This is a genomic window from Streptomyces sp. NPDC004111 (genome assembly GCF_042874215.1).
In the GTDB taxonomy this organism is placed as follows: Bacteria; Actinomycetota; Actinomycetes; order Streptomycetales; family Streptomycetaceae; genus Streptomyces.
On record NZ_JBIAMU010000006.1, the window covers coordinates 267,592 to 284,269 of the forward strand.

Annotated in this window: 5 protein-coding genes; 3 read left to right on the top strand and 2 right to left on the bottom strand. The window is 74.6% G+C overall.

Features of this window, described 5'->3' with window-relative positions:
* The first annotated feature begins 1 nt into the window (after position 1).
* Positions 2–12,478 (top strand): amino acid adenylation domain-containing protein, encoded by a 12,477-nt coding sequence (locus ACFYVL_RS15135; protein WP_389244667.1) that lies wholly within the window; start codon positions 2–4, stop codon positions 12,476–12,478.
* A complete protein-coding gene (locus ACFYVL_RS15140) occupies positions 12,475–13,818 on the top strand; it encodes an MFS transporter (protein ID WP_389244669.1) in 1,344 nt (447 codons plus the stop codon). The genes ACFYVL_RS15135 and ACFYVL_RS15140 overlap by 4 nt, the downstream gene beginning before the upstream one ends.
* Positions 13,819–14,154: 336 nt before the next feature.
* Here the strand turns inward: ACFYVL_RS15140 and ACFYVL_RS15145 are convergent, their stop codons facing one another.
* On the bottom strand, positions 14,155–15,480 hold the full coding sequence (locus ACFYVL_RS15145) for a sensor histidine kinase (protein WP_389244671.1): 1,326 nt from the start codon (positions 15,478–15,480) through the stop codon (positions 14,155–14,157).
* A gap of 33 nt (positions 15,481–15,513) precedes the next feature.
* Between ACFYVL_RS15145 and ACFYVL_RS15150 the strand changes: the two genes are divergently transcribed.
* Positions 15,514–16,158: a response regulator gene (locus ACFYVL_RS15150; protein ID WP_389244673.1), complete on the top strand. Its 645-nt coding sequence runs from the start codon at positions 15,514–15,516 to the stop codon at positions 16,156–16,158.
* Here the strand turns inward: ACFYVL_RS15150 and ACFYVL_RS15155 are convergent.
* Positions 16,155–16,676 (bottom strand): GNAT family N-acetyltransferase, encoded by a 522-nt coding sequence (locus ACFYVL_RS15155; RefSeq protein ID WP_389244675.1) that lies wholly within the window; start codon positions 16,674–16,676, stop codon positions 16,155–16,157. The genes ACFYVL_RS15150 and ACFYVL_RS15155 overlap by 4 nt on opposite strands.
* Positions 16,677–16,678 lie beyond the last annotated feature (2 nt).

The following is a 16,678-nucleotide window of genomic DNA, read 5'->3' on the forward strand; positions in this document are numbered from 1 at the left end:
CATGAGTGGTGGAACCCCCCGGGCCGACCGGCTGGCGGCGCTGTCCCCCGAGGCGCGCGCGGAAGTCCTGCGCAGGCTGGCGGGCCGAGGTGCGTCCCCGGCCACCGCACCCGGCACCCCGGACACGCCGGACACCGCCCCCGGCCCTGCCGATGCGCCGAACACGGCAGCCCCGTACGGCACTTCCGACCCGTCCGGCACCCCGAGCGCCGTCGGCACGGTCGCCCGGCCGGACGAGCTCCCGCTCTCCTCGGGCCAGCAGCGGCTGTGGCTGCTCAGCAGCCTGAACCCGGACGGCACCGACTACACCAGCTCCTTCGGCACCCGCCTCACCGGGCCCCTCGACCGGGCCGCCCTGGCCCGCGCCGTGGACCTGCTGGCCGAGCGGCACGAAGTGCTCCGCACCAGCTACCGGGTCACCGGGGGCCGGGCGCACCAGGTGGTGCACCCGCCCGAGCCGGGCCTGCTGCGCGTCGTCGAGTGCGGGGCGGACCTCGAAGCCGCGGCCCGCGCCGAACTCGCCACCCCCTTCGACCTGTCGGGCGGCCCCCTGCTGCGGGCACTGCTGCTGCGCGCCGCACCCGAGGAGCACGTCCTGCTGCTGACGGCCCACCACAGCGTGCTGGACGGCTGGTCGTCGGGCGTCCTCTTCCGCGAACTCGGCACCGCGTACGCGGCGTTCACGGCCGGCCGCCCGCCGCAGCTGCCGCCGGTCGCCGTCCAGTACGCGGACTACGCGCTGTGGCAGCGGCAGTGGCTCGCCGGACCCGGACCGGACGCCGGACTCGCCCACTGGAAGGGCCGGCTGAGCGGTGCCGCGCCGCTCGACCTGCCGACCGACCGGCCCCGCCCCGCCGTCCGCCGCACGGCGGGCGCCGTCCTGAGGACCACCGTTCCCGCCGACCTGACCGGCCGGATCAAGGACCTGGCCGCACAGCAGCGCACGACGCTGTTCCCGGTGCTGATGGCCGGCTACCAGCTGCTGCTCGCCCGTATGTCCGGACAGCCCGACATCACCGTGGGCACCGTCACCTCCGGACGCGGCGGGCCGGGCCTGGAGGACGCGGTCGGCTTCTACGCCAACACCGTCGCCCTGCGCACCACCGTGGACGAGAGCGAGTCCTTCGCCGATCTGCTCGCCCGGGTGCGGGACGACGTCCTGGACGGTTTCGAGTACGACCAGGTGCCCTTCGACCAGCTCGTCGAGGCGCTGGAACCGGTGCGCGACCCCAGCCGCACCCCCGTCTTCCAGACCATGCTGGTGCTCCAGAACGCCATGGGAGCCCCGCTCACCCTGCCCGGCCTCACCGCCGAGGAATGGGAACCGCCCCGCTGGGAGGCCAACTTCGACCTCGGCCTGGAGTTCCAGGAACGCGACGGCGAGCTGGACTTCGGACTCTCGTACAGCACCGGTCTCTTCGACGAGGCGACCGTACGGGCCCTCGCCGGGCGGCTGACCGACCTGCTCGACGCGGTCGCCAGGAACCCCCGCACCCCGCTGCGCGCCCTGCCGGTGCTCGCCCCCGCGGAGGAGGCGGAGCTGCGGCGCGGCTGGGACGCCACCCGCACCCCCGAGGGGGAACCGGCCACCCTCCTCGCCGCCTTCGAGGCACAGGCCGCGGCCACCCCGGACGCCCCCGCCCTCGTGCACCGCGCCGAGACCCTCACCTTCGCCGAGCTGAACGGGCGGGCCGACCGGCTCGCCCACCGGCTGCGCGCCGAGCAGGTCACCGCGGAGAGCCCCGTGGCCCTGCTGCTGCCGCGCGGCACGGACTTCGTCGTCGCACTGTGGGCCGTGCTCAAGGCAGGCGGCGTCTACGTGCCGCTGAACTCCGAGGAACCCGCCGAACGCGTCGGCGAACTGCTGCACTCGGTGCGCCCCGCCCTGACGCTCACCACCCGCGAGCTGTGCGCGGCCGTCCCCGCGGACACCCGCCACCTGGTGCTCGACGAGCCCGGCGAGCGGGCGGCGACGGCCGCCGCGCCCGTGCCCGCGCCCGGTACCGGCGCCCGCCCGCCGCTGCCGCAGCACGGGGCGTACGTCATCCACACCTCGGGCTCCACCGGCCGGCCCAAGGGCGTCCTGGTGGAACACCGCGCCCTGGCCAACCTGTTCGCCCGCCAGCGGGACGAACTGTTCGCGCCCGCCGAACGGGCCCTGGGCCGCAAGCTGCGGGTGGCGCTGACCACCGTGCCCACCTTCGACGCGTCGTGGAACCCGCTGATGGCGGTCGCCGACGGGCACACCCTGCACCTGGTGGACGCCGAGACCCGGCTGAACGCCGACGACCTGGTGGCCTACGCGCGCACCGAGCGGGTGGACCTCTTCCAGCTGACCCCCTCCTTCGCCCGCCCCGTGCTGGACGCGGGCCTGCTCGACGACGCCGCACCGCACCGGCCGAGCGTCCTGGTCCTCGGCGGCGAGCCCGTCGGCCCGGAACTCTGGCAGGAACTGGCCGCGGCCCCCGGCCTGAGCGCCCACAACTTCTACGGCCCCGCCGAGTGCACCGTCGACACCGTCGCCACCCGCATCACCGCGGACACCGCACCCCACCTGGGCCTGCCCGTCCGCAACACCCGGGCCTACGTACTGGACGCGTACCTGCGCCCCGTACCGGACGGCGTCCAGGGCGAGCTGTACCTGGCGGGACCCCCGCTGGGCCGCGGCTATCTGCACCTGGCCGGGCTCACCGCGGCGCACTACGTCGCCGACCCGTTCGGCGCACCCGGCACCCGGATGTACCGCACCGGCGACCTGGTCCGCCGCACCCGCGACGGACGGCTGGAGTACGACGGGCGCGGCGACGACCAGGTCAAGATCAACGGCGTGCGGATCGAGCCCGGCGAGATCGAGACGGCGCTGCGCACCCACCCGGCGGTCGACGACTGCGCGGTGGTGGCCCGCACCGGCAGGGCGGGCGCCAGGCGGCTGGTCGCCTTCGTGGTGCCGCGCGAGGAGCGGACGGCCGCACCCGCGCCGGCCGCGCCCGGCGGAGCCGGAGCCGCCCCCGCGCCCGACGCGGCGGCCCTGCGCGGCCACCTGCGCGACCTGCTGCCGGACCACCTGGTCCCCGCCTCGTACGCCTTCCTGACCGCACTGCCCCGCACGGCGAGCGGCAAGACCGACCGCCGGGCCCTGCCCGCCACCCCGGCGGACGAGGAGCCAACGGCCGCCCACGTGCCGCCGCGGACCTCCGTGGAGCGGACCCTGGCCCGCATCTGGGCCGAACTGCTGGGCACCGACCGGGTCGGCGTCGAGGACAACTTCTTCGCCCTCGGCGGCGACTCCATCCTCAGCATCCAGGCCGTCTCCCGGGCCAGGGCGGCCGGACTGCGCCTCCAGTCCCGGGACATCCTGGTCAAGCAGACCATCGCCCGCATCGCGCCCGGCGTCACCGCCGCCGGGGACACCGGGACCCCCGCGCCGCGGCACAGCGGACCCGCTCCGCTCGCCCCGATGCAGCACCGGCTGCTCGCGGACGGCAGCACCGTCCCGCGCTACTCCATGTCCGTACTGCTCGAACTGGACCCCGCGGCCGACCCCGGCGCGCTCGCGACGGCGCTCGACGCGCTGGTCGCCCACCACCCGGCGCTGCGCACCCGGTTCCGCCGGGAGGACACCGGCTGGGTGCAGGAGGCCGCCGAGCGGGGATACGCCCCCGTCCTCACCCGCCTGGACCTCACCGCGACGGCACCGGACGCACGCGACGCCGCCGTGCGGGAGGCGGCCGGGGCCGCCAGGGGCGACCTCGACCCGGAGCACGGCCCCCTGCTGCGCGCGGTGCTGTTCACCCACGGCCCCGCCGAACCGGCCCGACTGCTGCTGACGGCCCACCACCTGGTGGTCGACGGCGTCTCCTGGCGGATCCTGCTGGACGACCTCGCCACCGCGCACGCCCAGGTACGGGCCGGGCGGACGGTGGACCTCGGCACCCCGGCCACCCCCTTCGCCGCCTGGTCGGCGCGGCTGGCCGCGCACGTCCGCGCGGGCGGCCTCGACGACGAACTCCCGCACTGGCGGCAGGCCGCGGCGGAGACCTTCCGCGTCCCCGTCGACCGCACCGGCCCCAACACCGCCGGGAGCGTGGAACGCACCGACTTCTCCCTCACCGAGGAGGAGACCGACGCACTGCTGCACCAGGTCCCGCCGGTCTACCGCACCAGGATCGACGACGTCCTGCTCACCGCGCTCGGCAGCACCCTCGCCGACTGGACCGGCTCCCGCCGCGTCCTGGTCGGGCTGGAGGGCCACGGCCGCGAGGACGTCCTCGCGGGCCTCGACCTCTCCCGCACGGTCGGCTGGTTCACCGCCCTGCACCCCGTCGCCCTCGACCTCGATGCCGGGGACGGCGTCGCCGCCCGCCTGAAGTCCGTCAAGGAACAGCTGCGGGCCGTGCCCGGCAAGGGCTTCGGTTACGGGGCGCTGGCCGCCCACCGGGACGGGTTCGGGCCCGCCGCCGTGCTGCCCGTCACCTTCAACTACCACGGGCAGCTGGACGGGGCGTTCTCCGCGGGCTCCCTCTACCGGGCCCAGCTCGGCGACGGGGGACCGCAACGGGACCCCGGCCACCGGCGCGCGCACCTTGTCGAGGTGGTCGGCTCGGTCAGCGGGGGACGGCTCACCTTCTCCTGGTTCACCTCCCGCGAGGTGCACGACGCCGCCACGGTGCGCCGGCTCGGCGAAGCCATGACCGCCCACCTGCGCGCCGTGCTCGCGCACTGCGCCGAACCCGGCGCCGGCGGCCGCACCCCCGGCGACTTCCCGCTCGTGGACATCGGCCAGGAGGCCCTGGACCGGCTGGTCGGCGACGGCCGCCGCACCGACGACGTCCTGCCGCTCACCCCGCTCCAGGACGGCATGCTCTTCCACACCCTCACCGACCCGGAGGGCAGCGCGTACGTCGACCAGCTCGCCCTGCGCCTGGACGGGGTGCACGACACCCAGGCCCTGGCCGGCGCCTGGCGCGAGGTGTTCCGGCGGGTGGACGCGCTGCGCGCCACCATCCGCTGGGAAGGCGTCCCCGCCCCCGTACAGCTGATCAGGAACGACCTGGAACTCCCCGTCGAGCAGCTCGACTGGCAAGAGGTGCCGGACGCCGGGGCGCGCCTGCAGGAGCTGATGGAATCCGAACGGCGCACCGGCATCGACCTGGCCGCCGGCCCCCTGATGCGGCTGGCCCTCGTACGCGTCGCACCGCGGACCGTCCACCAGATCTGGACGTTCAGCCACCTGCTGCTGGACGGCTGGAGCACCGCCCAGCTCTTCAGCGAGGTGCTGGACCACTACCGGGCCGCCGTCGACGGCCGCCCCGCAGCCGTGCTCAGCCGCGCCTCGTTCCGCGACTACCTGCAGTGGCTCGCCGGACAGGACCGGGAGGCCGGCCTCGCCCACTGGCGGCAGGCGCTGGAGGGATTCGCCGGACCCAACGCGCTGCCCGTGGACCGCAGCCCGGCCGCCGACCACCGCCCCCGCGCCACCGGAACACACCCACTGGACCTGGACCCCGCCACCACCGACACCCTGACCCGGTGGTGCCGGGAGAACCGCGTCACCCCCAACACCCTGCTCCAGGGCGCCTGGGCGATCCTGCTCGGCCGGCACAGCGGCGAGCGGGACGTGGTCTTCGGCGCGGTGGTCGCCGGACGCACCCCGGAGGTGCCGGGCATCGAGAGCAGCATCGGCATGTTCGTCAACACCGTCCCGGTACGGGCCAACCTCGAAGGACCCGACGCGGACGCCGGTCTCGGCACCTGGCTGCGCTCCCTCCAGGCGGACCGGGCACAGAGCGTCGGCCACGACCACCTCGCCCTGTCCGACATCCAGCGCCACGCCGGGCCGGGCGCGGGCGAGCGGCTCTTCGACAGCCTGGTCGTCTTCGAGAACTACCCCGTCGCGGAAGGCGCCACCGGCCGCGACGGGATCACCGTCCGGGTGCTCGACGCCTCGGACCACAGCACCCTGCCGCTCACCGTCAGCGGCCACCTGGACACCGCACTGCGGATCCGGTTCACCTACGACGAGGAACTGTTCACCGCGGGCACCGTCGCCCGGATCGCCTCGCAACTGCGCACCCTGCTCGAAGGCGTCGCCCAGGACCCGGACCGCACCCCCGCCGAACTGCCCTGGGTGACGGCCGAGGAGACGCACCACCTGCTCGTCGAACGCAACGCCACCGCGGCACCGCGCCGCCCCGAGCGGCTGGTCCAGGAACTCTTCGACGCCCAGGTCCGCGCACGCCCCGACGCGACGGCACTCCTGGAGCCGGGCGGCGGCGAACCGGTCACCTTCCACCAGCTCGACCGGCGGGCCAACCGGCTCGCGCACCGGCTGATCGCCGCCGGAGCCGGCCGCGGCACCCGGGTGGCCCTCCACCTGGAGCGCACCACCGACCTCGCCGTCGCCGTCCTCGCCGTGCTCCGCACCGGCGCCGCCTACGTACCGCTGGACCCCGAATACCCGGCCGAGCGGCTCCGGTTCATGCTCGACGACGCGCAACCCGCGGTCGTCGTCACCCACGCGGCCGTCGCCGGACGGCTGCCCGGACACCGGGCCGCCGTCGTGGTCCTGGACGACCGGTCGCACCCGGCGGGCCCCGACACCGCGCCGCCGCCCACCGCGGGACCCGACGACCCGGCCTACGTCATCTACACCTCGGGATCCGCCGGACGCCCCAAGGGCGTGGTGGTCACCCACCGCAACCTGCTGTACATCGCGGGCGCCTGGGACGGCCTGTACGGGCTCACCGACCGCAGGCTGCGGTTCGTCTCCGTCACCGGCTTCTCCGTGGACCTCTTCTTCGCCGACCTGCTGCGCTCGGTCTTCTTCGGCGGCTCGATGCTGATCGTGCCCACCGACCTGATCACCGACCCGGTCCGGCTGCTCGCCCTGGTCGAACAGGAGGAGGGCACCGCGATCGAGCTGGTGCCCTCGCTGGCCGGGGCGCTGGTCGACGAGGTCAGGGGGAGGGGCACCAGACTGCCCGCCCTCCAGCTGATGTCCGTGGGCTCCGAGGGCTGGCGCGTCGACGACTGCCTCGAACTGCTCGCGCACACCCACCCCGACACCCTGGTGGTCAACGCCTACGGAGCCACCGAGGCCACCGTCGACTCCACCGTGTTCGTCCCCACCCGCGAGAAGCTGGCCTCCCGCTCCGGGTACGTACCGGTCGGCACCCCCCTCGCCAACACCCGCGTCTACGTCCTCGACGAGCACCGCAGGCCGGTGCCGGTCGGCGTGCCCGGACAGGTGCACATCGGCGGCGACGGGGTGAGCGCCGGCTACTGGAAGCGCCCCGACCTCACCGACCGGCACTTCGTGCCCGACCCCTTCACCCCCGGCGCCCGGCTCTACCGGCCCGGCGACCTCGCCCGCTGGACGGCCGACGGCGAGCTGGAGTTCCTCGGCAGGGCCGACCACCAGGTCAAGATCCGCGGCTTCCGCGTCGAACTCGCCGAGGTCGAGGCCGCGCTCACCGCCCTGGACACCGTCGCCGAGGCCGTCGTCACCGCGTACGGAGAACAGGGCAGGCACCGCCTGGCCGCCTACGTGGTGCCCGCGGCGCCGGGCACCGCACTCGACACCGCCCTGCTGCGCACCGTACTGACGGCGGCCCTGCCGGAGGCGATGGTGCCCTCCGCGTTCGTGCAACTGGAGCGCATCCCGTTGCTGCCGGGCGGCAAGACCGACCGCCGGTCACTGCCCGCACCGCCCCCGGACCGCGTCGCCGACAACGCCTACACCGCCCCGCGAGGAGCGACTGAGACCCTCCTCGCCGAGGTCTGGGCCGAAGTCCTGGGCGTCACCCGGGTGGGAGCGGAGGACAACTTCTTCGCCCTCGGCGGGGACTCCCTGCTGAGCATCCGGGTGGTCGCCCGGCTGCGCCGCCACCTCCCCACGGGCATCTCGCCGCGCGCCCTGTTCACCGCCCCCACCGTCCGCGCCCTCGCCGCCCTGCTCGGCGAGGAGGCGGGCCGTGCGCCCGGCACCGGACCGCGTCCGGTCGGCCGCGACGTCGCCCCGCCGCTCTCCTTCGGCCAGCAACGGCTCTGGTTCCTCAGCCAGTTCGACCAGGCGGGCGCCGAGTACAACTCCCCGCTCGGACTGCGCGTCCGGGGCCCCCTGGACGCCGACGCACTGGAACGGGCACTGGCCGACCTGGTCGACCGGCACGAGAGCCTGCGCACCACCTTCACCGAGCAGGACGGCCGGGGACACCAGGTGATCGCCCCGGCGGGACAGCCCTTCCCGCTCGTCCTCAGCGACCTCTCCGCCCACCCCGTCAGCGAGCGCGCCGCACGGCTGGAGCACGCGGTCGGCGCCGACGGGGCGTACCCCTTCGACCTGCGCACGGGCCCGCTCTTCCGCGCCCACCTGGTCAGGCTCGCCGACGACGAGCACGTGCTGACCCTGGTCCTGCACCACACCGTCACCGACGGCCGCTCGGCCGGCGTCCTGGTCGGCGACCTCGCCGAGTTCTACCGGGCCCGGCTGACCGGCACCGACCCGCAACTGCCCGAACTGCCCCTCCAGTACGCCGACTTCGCCGTCTGGCAGCGCGAACGCTGGGAGACGGAGGGCAGCGCGCAGCTCGACTGGTGGCGGGAGCGGCTGGCCGGCCTCGAACCGCTCGAACTGCCCACCGACCGGCCGATGCCCCCGGTGCGCACCCGGCACGGCGCGCAACTGGAGTTCACCGTCGATACGGACACCGCCAAGCGGCTGCGCCGGATCAGCCAGGACGGCGGGACCACCCTCTTCGCCTCCCTGGTCGCCGCGACCCAACTGCTCCTCGCCCACTGGTCGGGCCAGGACGACATCGCGGTCGGCACCGTCTCCGCGGGCCGCGACCGGCCCGGACTCGACCACATCGTCGGCTTCTTCGTCGACACCCTGGTACTGCGCTCCACCATCGACTGGGAGCAGGACTTCGCGGGCTTCCTCCACCAGGTGCGGGAGACCGTCAACGGCGCCTTCGCCCACGCCGACGTGCCCTTCGACCGCCTCGTCGAGGCGCTGCGCCCGGACCGCGACCCGAGCAGGACCCCGCTGTTCTCGACCATGGTCGTGCTCCAGGACGCGCCGGGCGCACCGGTCGCGTTCGCCGGGGCGTCCACCGAGGAGTTCGGGCTGCCGACCGGCGGCGCCGCCTTCGACCTCACCTTCCAGTTCCAGGAGACCGACCGCGGCCTCGACGCGGCCCTCCAGTACAGCGTGGGACTGTTCGACCCCGCCACCGCCCGGCGCATGGTGGCGGCCCTGGTCACCCTGCTGACCGGGATCGCCGAGCAGCCGGGCGAGCGGCTGCGCGAACTGCCCTGGGTGCCCGGCGCACCCGCCCCCGCACCCGAACCCCGCCGCTGGCACGAGGCTCCCGGCCCCGAGGCGGCGGTCCTGGCGCACGAACTGTTCCGGCGCAGGGCCGCCGAACGGCCCGAAGCGCTCGCGGTGCTCGCCGCGGACGGCTCCGAGGTCTCCTACGCCGCACTCGACGCCAGGTCCGACGCCCTCGCCCGGACCCTGGCCGCCCGCGGGGTCGTGCCCGACACCCTCGTCGGCGTCTTCGCCGACCGGGGCGTGGAGATGCTGGTGGCCGCGCTCGCCGTGCTCAAGGCGGGCGGCGGGTACGTACCGCTGGACCCGCAGTACCCGGCCGACCGCATCGCAGGCATGATCGACGGCACGGACCTGCCGCTGCTCCTCACACAGCCGCACCTCGCGAAGCTGCTGCCCGAGGGCCGCTTCGAGGTGCTCGTCCTGGACGGCACCGACGGCGCCCACGGCGGCGCGGACACCCCCCTGCCCGGCGAGAGCGGCTCCGCGCACCGGGTGACGCCCCACCACGTGGCCTACGTGGTGCACACCTCCGGTTCCACCGGCCGGCCCAAGGCCGTCGTCATCCCGCACGGCGCCATCGCCCGCACCGCCGGGATCCTGCGCGAGGCATGGGGCATCGACCGCGACAGCCGGGTGCTGCAGTACGCCCCGGCCAGCTTCGACGGCGGCGTCTGCGACCTGTTCTGCACCCTCACCGCGGGCGGCACCCTCTGCCTGACCGGCCCCCGCCCGGCCCCCGACCCCGCCGGGGAGATCATCAGGACCGGCGCCACCGTCGCGGTCCTGCCGCCCGCCCTGCTGGCCGTCATGGACGCCGGCCGGCTGGACGGCCTGCTCGCCACGGTCGCCGCCGCCGGCGACGTGTGCCCGCCCGACCTGGTGCGCACCTGGTCCCCGGGCCGGCGGTTCTTCAACGTGTACGGCCCCAGCGAAGCCACCCTGGTCTCCACCCTGTGGAGCCCCGGCGAACTGCGCGAGGGCGCCGCCGTCCCGGTGGGCACCGCCCTCGACGGCGTCGGCCTGCACGTCCTGGACCGGTTCCTGCGGCCGGTGGCGGACGGAGTGCCCGGCGAGCTCTACATCGACGGGCCCGCACTGGGCCGCGGCTACGCCGGGCAGACCGCACTGACGGCCGAACGCTTCGTGGCCAACCCCTACGGCGCCCCCGGCAGCCGGATGTACCGCACCGGTGACCTGGTCCGCCGGGTGGCCGGCGGCGAACTGGAATTCGTCACCCGCACCGACCACCAGTTCAAGGTGCGGGGCCACCGGGTCGAGCCGTCCGAGATCGAAGCGGCACTGCTGCGCGAACCGGGGGTCGCGGACGCCGCCGTGGTGGTGTGGAAGCCCGCCGGGGGCCGCGAACTGCTGGCCGCCTACGTGGCGCCGGGAGCACGGCGGCAGGCTTCCGACCTGTCCCCCGAGGACCTCCGCGCCGCGGTCGCCGCCAGCCTGCCCGGCTACATGGTGCCCGCCGTCGTCGAGGTGCTCGAGAGGCTGCCGCTGGGCACCAACGGAAAGGTGGACCGCAAGCGGCTGCCGCGCCCCGCCGGGCCCGCCGCGGACCGGGCGCACCACGTGTCGCCCCGCGACGCGAAGGAGGAACTCCTCGCCCGCATCTGGCAGGAGACTCTCGGCACCGCCCGCGTCGGCGTCGACGACCGCTTCTTCGACCTCGGCGGCGACTCCATCCTCAGCATCCAGGTCGCCGCCCGCGCCCGCCGGGCCGGACTGCGCCTCGACACCCAGGACGTCTTCCTGCACCAGACCGTCGCGGAACTCGCCGCCGCGGCCACCGAGGCCGGCCAGGAGAGCGAACACCGGCCGCCCGCGGAAGGACCGGTCCTGCTGACCCCCGTACAGCGCTGGTTCTTCGCCACCCACGAGAAGCCCCACCACTTCAACCAGTCGACCCTGCTGGAGCTCGACGCCTCCGTCGGCGCACCCCAGCTGCACACCGCTCTCGACGCGCTCCTCGCCCACCACGACGCGCTGCGGATGCGCTACCGGCAGCGGGCCGGGGAGTGGACCCAGGAGAACCCGCCGCACCGGCCCGGCCACCGGCCGCTCCGCGTGGTCGACACCTCCGCCGTGCCGGACGGCGAGCTGATCGCCCTCATGGACCGGGAGGCGTCGGTGACCCAGGCCGGCTTCGACCTGGGAGAGGGCCCGCTGCTCGGCGCCGTCCTCTTCGACTCGGGGCAACGGCGCTGCCCCCGGCTGTTCCTGACGGTGCACCACCTCGTGGTGGACACCGTCTCCTGGAACATCCTGCTCGACGACCTCCAGGTCGCACTCGCCGCCGCCGCGGCCGGCCGGAGCGCCGACCTCGGTCCGCGCGGCACCACCTTCCAGGAGTGGGCCCGCACCCTCACCGAGCACGTCCGCGCGGGCGGCCTCGACCACGAACTCCCGTACTGGCAGCAGCTCGGCAGCCCCGCCCCGCTGCCCCGCGACCACGAAGGCACCGCCACCGTGGCGGGCAGCCGCTCGGCGGCGGTACGGATCAGCGCGGAGGACTCGGAGCAGCTCACCGAGCACGCGCCGACCCTCTACCGCACCAAGGTCGAGGAGGTCGCCTTCGCCGTCCTCGCCCAGGTGCTGTCCCGCTGGTCGGGCAGCGAGCGGGTCACCGTCGACCTGGAGGGCCACGGCCGCGACCTGGCGCTCGACGGCGTCGATCTGTCCCGTACGGTCGGCTGGTTCACCGCCGTGCACCCCGTCGGCCTCACCGTGCCCGCCGGAGCGGACTGGCAGAAGCTGACCCGCTCGGTCCGCAGGCAGCTGCGCGCCGTTCCCGGCAGGGGAGTGGGGTACGGGCCGCTGCGCCACCTGCACCCCGACGCCCCGCTGCACGGACCCGACCCGGAAGTGGTCTTCAACTTCCTCGGCCGCAGCCGCTCCGGCGGACGCGGCGAGGGACTCGTGCACGCCGTGCACGGCGCCATCGGGCAGGACCACAGCCCCGACGACCGGATGGACCACCTCCTGGAGGTCGTCGGCGGCATCCAGGACGGCAGGCTGGAGTTCACCTGGTACTACTCCCCGGCCGTGCACGAGCCGCGGACCGTCGAGCGGCTGGCCGCCGAGTTCGCCGACGGCCTGCGCGCGATCGCCGACGAGTGCCGGGGGCGGCTGCGATGAACGGAGCCACCGCGAAGGACGTCACGGAACCCCGCGCACAGCAGGCGGTCCCGCTGCGCCGCAACCGCGCCTACCACCTGCTGTGGACGGGCACCACCCTCTCCGAGACCGGGCTCAACGTCTCCACCCTCGCCTTCCCGCTGCTCGCCCTCGCCGCGACGGGCTCCCCGGGAGTGGCGGGCGCGGTGAGCGCGGTGAACGCGCTCGCCCAGGTGGTGGTGGGGCTGCCCGCCGGAGCCCTGGTGGACCGCTGGGACCGCAAGAAGATCATGGTGAGCTGCGCGCTGGTACGGGCGGTGACGCTCGGCGTGCTGGGCATCGCCGTCCTCGCCGGGCACGCCCCCGTCTGGCTGCTGCTGGCCACGGCCGGCGTGTCCGGTGCCGCCACCAGCCTCTTCGACCCGGCCGAACGCGCCTCGCTGCCCTCCGTGGTGAGCCGCGAACAACTGCCCACCGCGCTTTCGGTGAACACCGCGAGGATGCACCTGGGCCAGCTCGCCGGAACGTCCGGCGGCGGATTCCTCTTCGGGCTCGGCAGGGCGGTGCCGTTCCTGGCCGACGCGGTGGCGCACCTGCTGACGTTCGTGGTGATCCTCTTCGTCAGGCTGCCGGTGCGCGCGCGGGTGCGCACCTCGCTCTCCACCATCCCGCGCACCGTCGTGGACGGCTTCGCCTTCATGGCGCGCCAGCCCTTCCTCCGCTCCACCACCCTGCTGCTGACCGCCCTCAACCTGCTCTTCCAGGCGCTCTACCTGGTGGTCGTGGTGGCAGCGAAGCAGAGCGGCACGGGGTCCGGGCAGGTGGGTGTGATGGCGGCGATGTTCGGCGCGGGAGGGCTGGTCGGCGCGCTGCTGGCGCCGCGCATCTCCCGGTCGTTCAAGGCGCACCAGGCCATCGCCGGGATCATCTGGCTGATGGCGCTGCTCGTCCCGCTGATGGCGCTGACGGACGAGGTCATGGTCTGGGGCCTGCTGCTGGCGGGCATGGCCTTCCTCGCACCGACCGCGTACACCGTCATCGGAACGCAGCAGATCCTGCTCACCCCGGACGGCATGCGCGGACGGCTGAACTCCGCGAACAACCTCTTCAACGGCGCGGCGCAGGCGGCGGGCGCGGGCCTCGGTGGTCTGCTCGCGCAGTGGCTGACCACCGCGCAGGCGATCCTCGTCTGTGCCGCCGCGCTGGTGCTGCTCGGTCTGGCGGGAACGGCCGCGGGCTCGCTCAGGCTGCCCGCCGACGGAGCGGCGGACGAGGAGCCGGCACCGGACGACGCGGCACAGCGGGAACGGCAGCAGGAGCCGCTGCCCGGCGACGGGGGAGCGGCCAAGAGGGACGACTGAAACCACGGGTGCTCGGCCGGGAGCGCGTACCGGCGGCCTGCCGGGACCGCGTACCGGCGGCCGGGCACCGCGCACCGGCGGCCGGCCGGGCCCGCCCACCGGCGGCCGGGATCCCCACCGCCCGTCGAGAGGGGGCCGCGCGCCCCGCACGAACTCTCCCGCCCCGGGGCCTCCCCCGAGGAGGGCCCTTTCCCCCGAAGGGCTCCCTCCGCCCCGGGGCGGGAGACGCCGCACCCGCCGGACGACGGGCCCGGTCGCGGCCCTCCCGCGCGCCCGGCCCTCCCGCGCGCCCGGCCCTCCCGTGCACCCGGCGCGGCCCGTGTCCGCCCCGCGTCCCTACGTCGAGGCCCGGACCGTTCTTCCGTGCTTGCGTACCGGCGCGGAGACCTGCTCCGTTCGCAGCGGGAGGAGGGCGGTCACCCGCCAGCCGCCGTCCGGCGACTCCTCCGCCGTCAGCTCGCCGTCCAACTCGGCCAGCCGCTTGCGGAGTTCGGGGATTCCGGTGCCGCCCCCCTCGCGTTCGACCTCCGGGGTGCCCAGGGCCGCGTCGGGCGGTGCGGGCTCGTTGTCCACGACGAGCCGCAGCAGGGGAGCGCCGTTGCGGGTCGTCCGCTGCACGGTCACCGACACCCGGGGGGACGCCGGGGCGTGTCTGCGGACGTTGGTGAAGGCCTCCAGCACCACCCGGTAGCCGACCGAGTCGACCGGCTCGGGCAGGCCCTCCAGCGCACCCGGGGGCACCACGGTACGCACCGGAATCACCCCACTGCGTTCGAACTGCTCGACCAGCGCGGGCAGTTGACTGAGCCGCCGGGCCCGCCCGCCCTCGCCCTCCGGGCCGCTCCGGTCGTTGCCCGGGGCGGATTCGACGGGCTCGCCCCCCTTGTCCCGGTCGGCCCGGCGCTCCCCTTCGAGCCGGCTGAATATCCTGATCGTCCGGTCCATTGACTTCAGGGCCTGCACACTTGCATCCTCGATCTGCGGAAGCAGCGCAAGGGCCTGGTCGGGCGAACTCTCGGCCAGCATGCGGGCGGCCTGCGCCAACACCATCACCCCGGTGACGTCGTGCGCCGCGAAGTCGTGCAGTTCCCTGGCGACTTGAAGCTCATGGGCGCGGCGTTCCGCGACCAGGGTGCGCCGCCTGCGGTTGTCCAGTGTCCGCAAATAGCAGGAAGCGCCGACGACCGCGCAGGCCGCGAGCCCCCACACCAGGCAGAGCACGGCCGCCTGCCGGGGCTCCGAGGGCGGTTCCAGGGTCAGCGCGATGCGCAGCGGCAGCAGCGACGCGGTCATCACCAGGGCCAGGGCCACCCCGGCGGAGGCGACCGGCCGCTGGTTGCGCACCGCGGGCACGATCAGTGCCAGCGCGACGAAGGACTCGGCCAGGATCCACAGTGCCGAGGTGTTGTCGGCGGGCCCCTGGTACCGGAACGTCACGTAGAGGGAGGCCACGCAGTAGAGCGGGGCGGCGACAAGAATCCGGGGCTGCGCCCGGCCCGGTAACCAGACCAGCATCACGATTGCCGCGAGCACGGCGGAAGTCGTGGAGCACTTGATCAGATTCGACACCGACGAGCCCGTTGCCAGGCCGACCGATACGGCGGCCACCGCGAGCACGGCAGCCCCAACTGGGCGTCGTAGCCCGTCGATTTGGGTTGTCATGTGATTGCATGCTACCCGTGCGAAGATCGCATCATGACGACGCGCATCGTGATCGCTGATGACCAGAGAGTCGTGAGAGAAGGCTTCACCTCCATCCTCGACCTGCAGCCCGACATGACGGTGATCGGGAGCGCGGGCGACGGCCGTGAGGCGCTCGACCTCACGACGAAACTGCGCCCCGACGTCCTGCTCACGGACATCCGGATGCCGCGGATGGACGGACTGGAGCTGACCCGCAGACTCGGCCAGGAGGCGCCGGAGGTCAAGGTGGTCGTCGTCACCACCTTCGACGTCGACGAGTACGTCCACTCCGCGTTACGGGCCGGGGCGTACGGCTTCCTGCTGAAACGCTCCGGTGCGCCGCTGCTGGTCGAGGCGGTACGGGCGGCGGTCGAGGGTGACTCGCTGATCAGCCCGCAGATCACCACCAGGCTGCTGCGCCGTCTCGCCACGCCCGGCCCGCAGGCCGCCGCGGCGGCCGAGAAGCTGACCCCGCGCGAACTGGAGATCGCCCAGCTGGTCGCCGACGGTCTCACCAACGCGGGCATCGCCGAGAGCCTGTTCATCTCGGCCGGCACGGTCAAGACCCACATCACGCACATCCAGCGCAAGCTGAAGGCCGGCAACCGGGTCGGCATCGCCGCCTGGGTCTGGGACTCCGGCGCCCGCCGCCCCTAGAACCCGCCCCGCCGTGCTCTCGCGGGCGCGCGTCTCATGCACACGCGCGGCCAGTGGTCGAGACCCAGGGCGGCCTCCTCGACGAGGATCTCCCGCAGTCCGGCGGTGAGGTCCGCCTCGCCGAGCGCGCGAAAGCCGAGGCGTGTGTAGTAGGGGGCGTTCCACGGCACCTCCGCGAACGTGGTCAGGGTCAGGCTGGTCGGTCCGGCCACCCGCGACAGATGGTCGATCAGGGTGCGGCCCACCCCGCGCCGGGCGGCCCGCGGATGCACCGACACCTGGTCGATGTGCGCCGCCCCGTCCACCTCCTGCCAGATCAGGTACGCCGCCGGAAGGTTCTGCGCGTCGGCGAACACCCATGCCCGGCCGTCGCGTTGGTACGCGGAGAGCAGGTCCAGCGGCGGCGGGTCGTCGTCCGCGATCTCCGGCATGCCGAGCGCGCGGAAGGGTTCGCCCGCGGCGCGCTCGATGTCCTGGAGGAGGGGCAGCTCTGCGACGGTCGCACGGCGTACGGACATGC

Excerpts from the sequence above, each read along its gene's own strand:
- ACFYVL_RS15150 (WP_389244673.1), top strand. The coding sequence starts at position 15,514 with ATGACGACGCGCATCGTGATCGCTGATGACCAGAGAGTCGTGAGAGAA.
- ACFYVL_RS15135 (WP_389244667.1), top strand. The coding sequence starts at position 2 with ATGAGTGGTGGAACCCCCCGGGCCGACCGGCTGGCGGCGCTGTCCCCC.
- ACFYVL_RS15140 (WP_389244669.1), top strand. The coding sequence starts at position 12,475 with ATGAACGGAGCCACCGCGAAGGACGTCACGGAACCCCGCGCACAGCAG.
- ACFYVL_RS15145 (WP_389244671.1), bottom strand. The coding sequence starts at position 15,480 with ATGACAACCCAAATCGACGGGCTACGACGCCCAGTTGGGGCTGCCGTG.
- ACFYVL_RS15155 (WP_389244675.1), bottom strand. The coding sequence starts at position 16,676 with ATGTCCGTACGCCGTGCGACCGTCGCAGAGCTGCCCCTCCTCCAGGAC.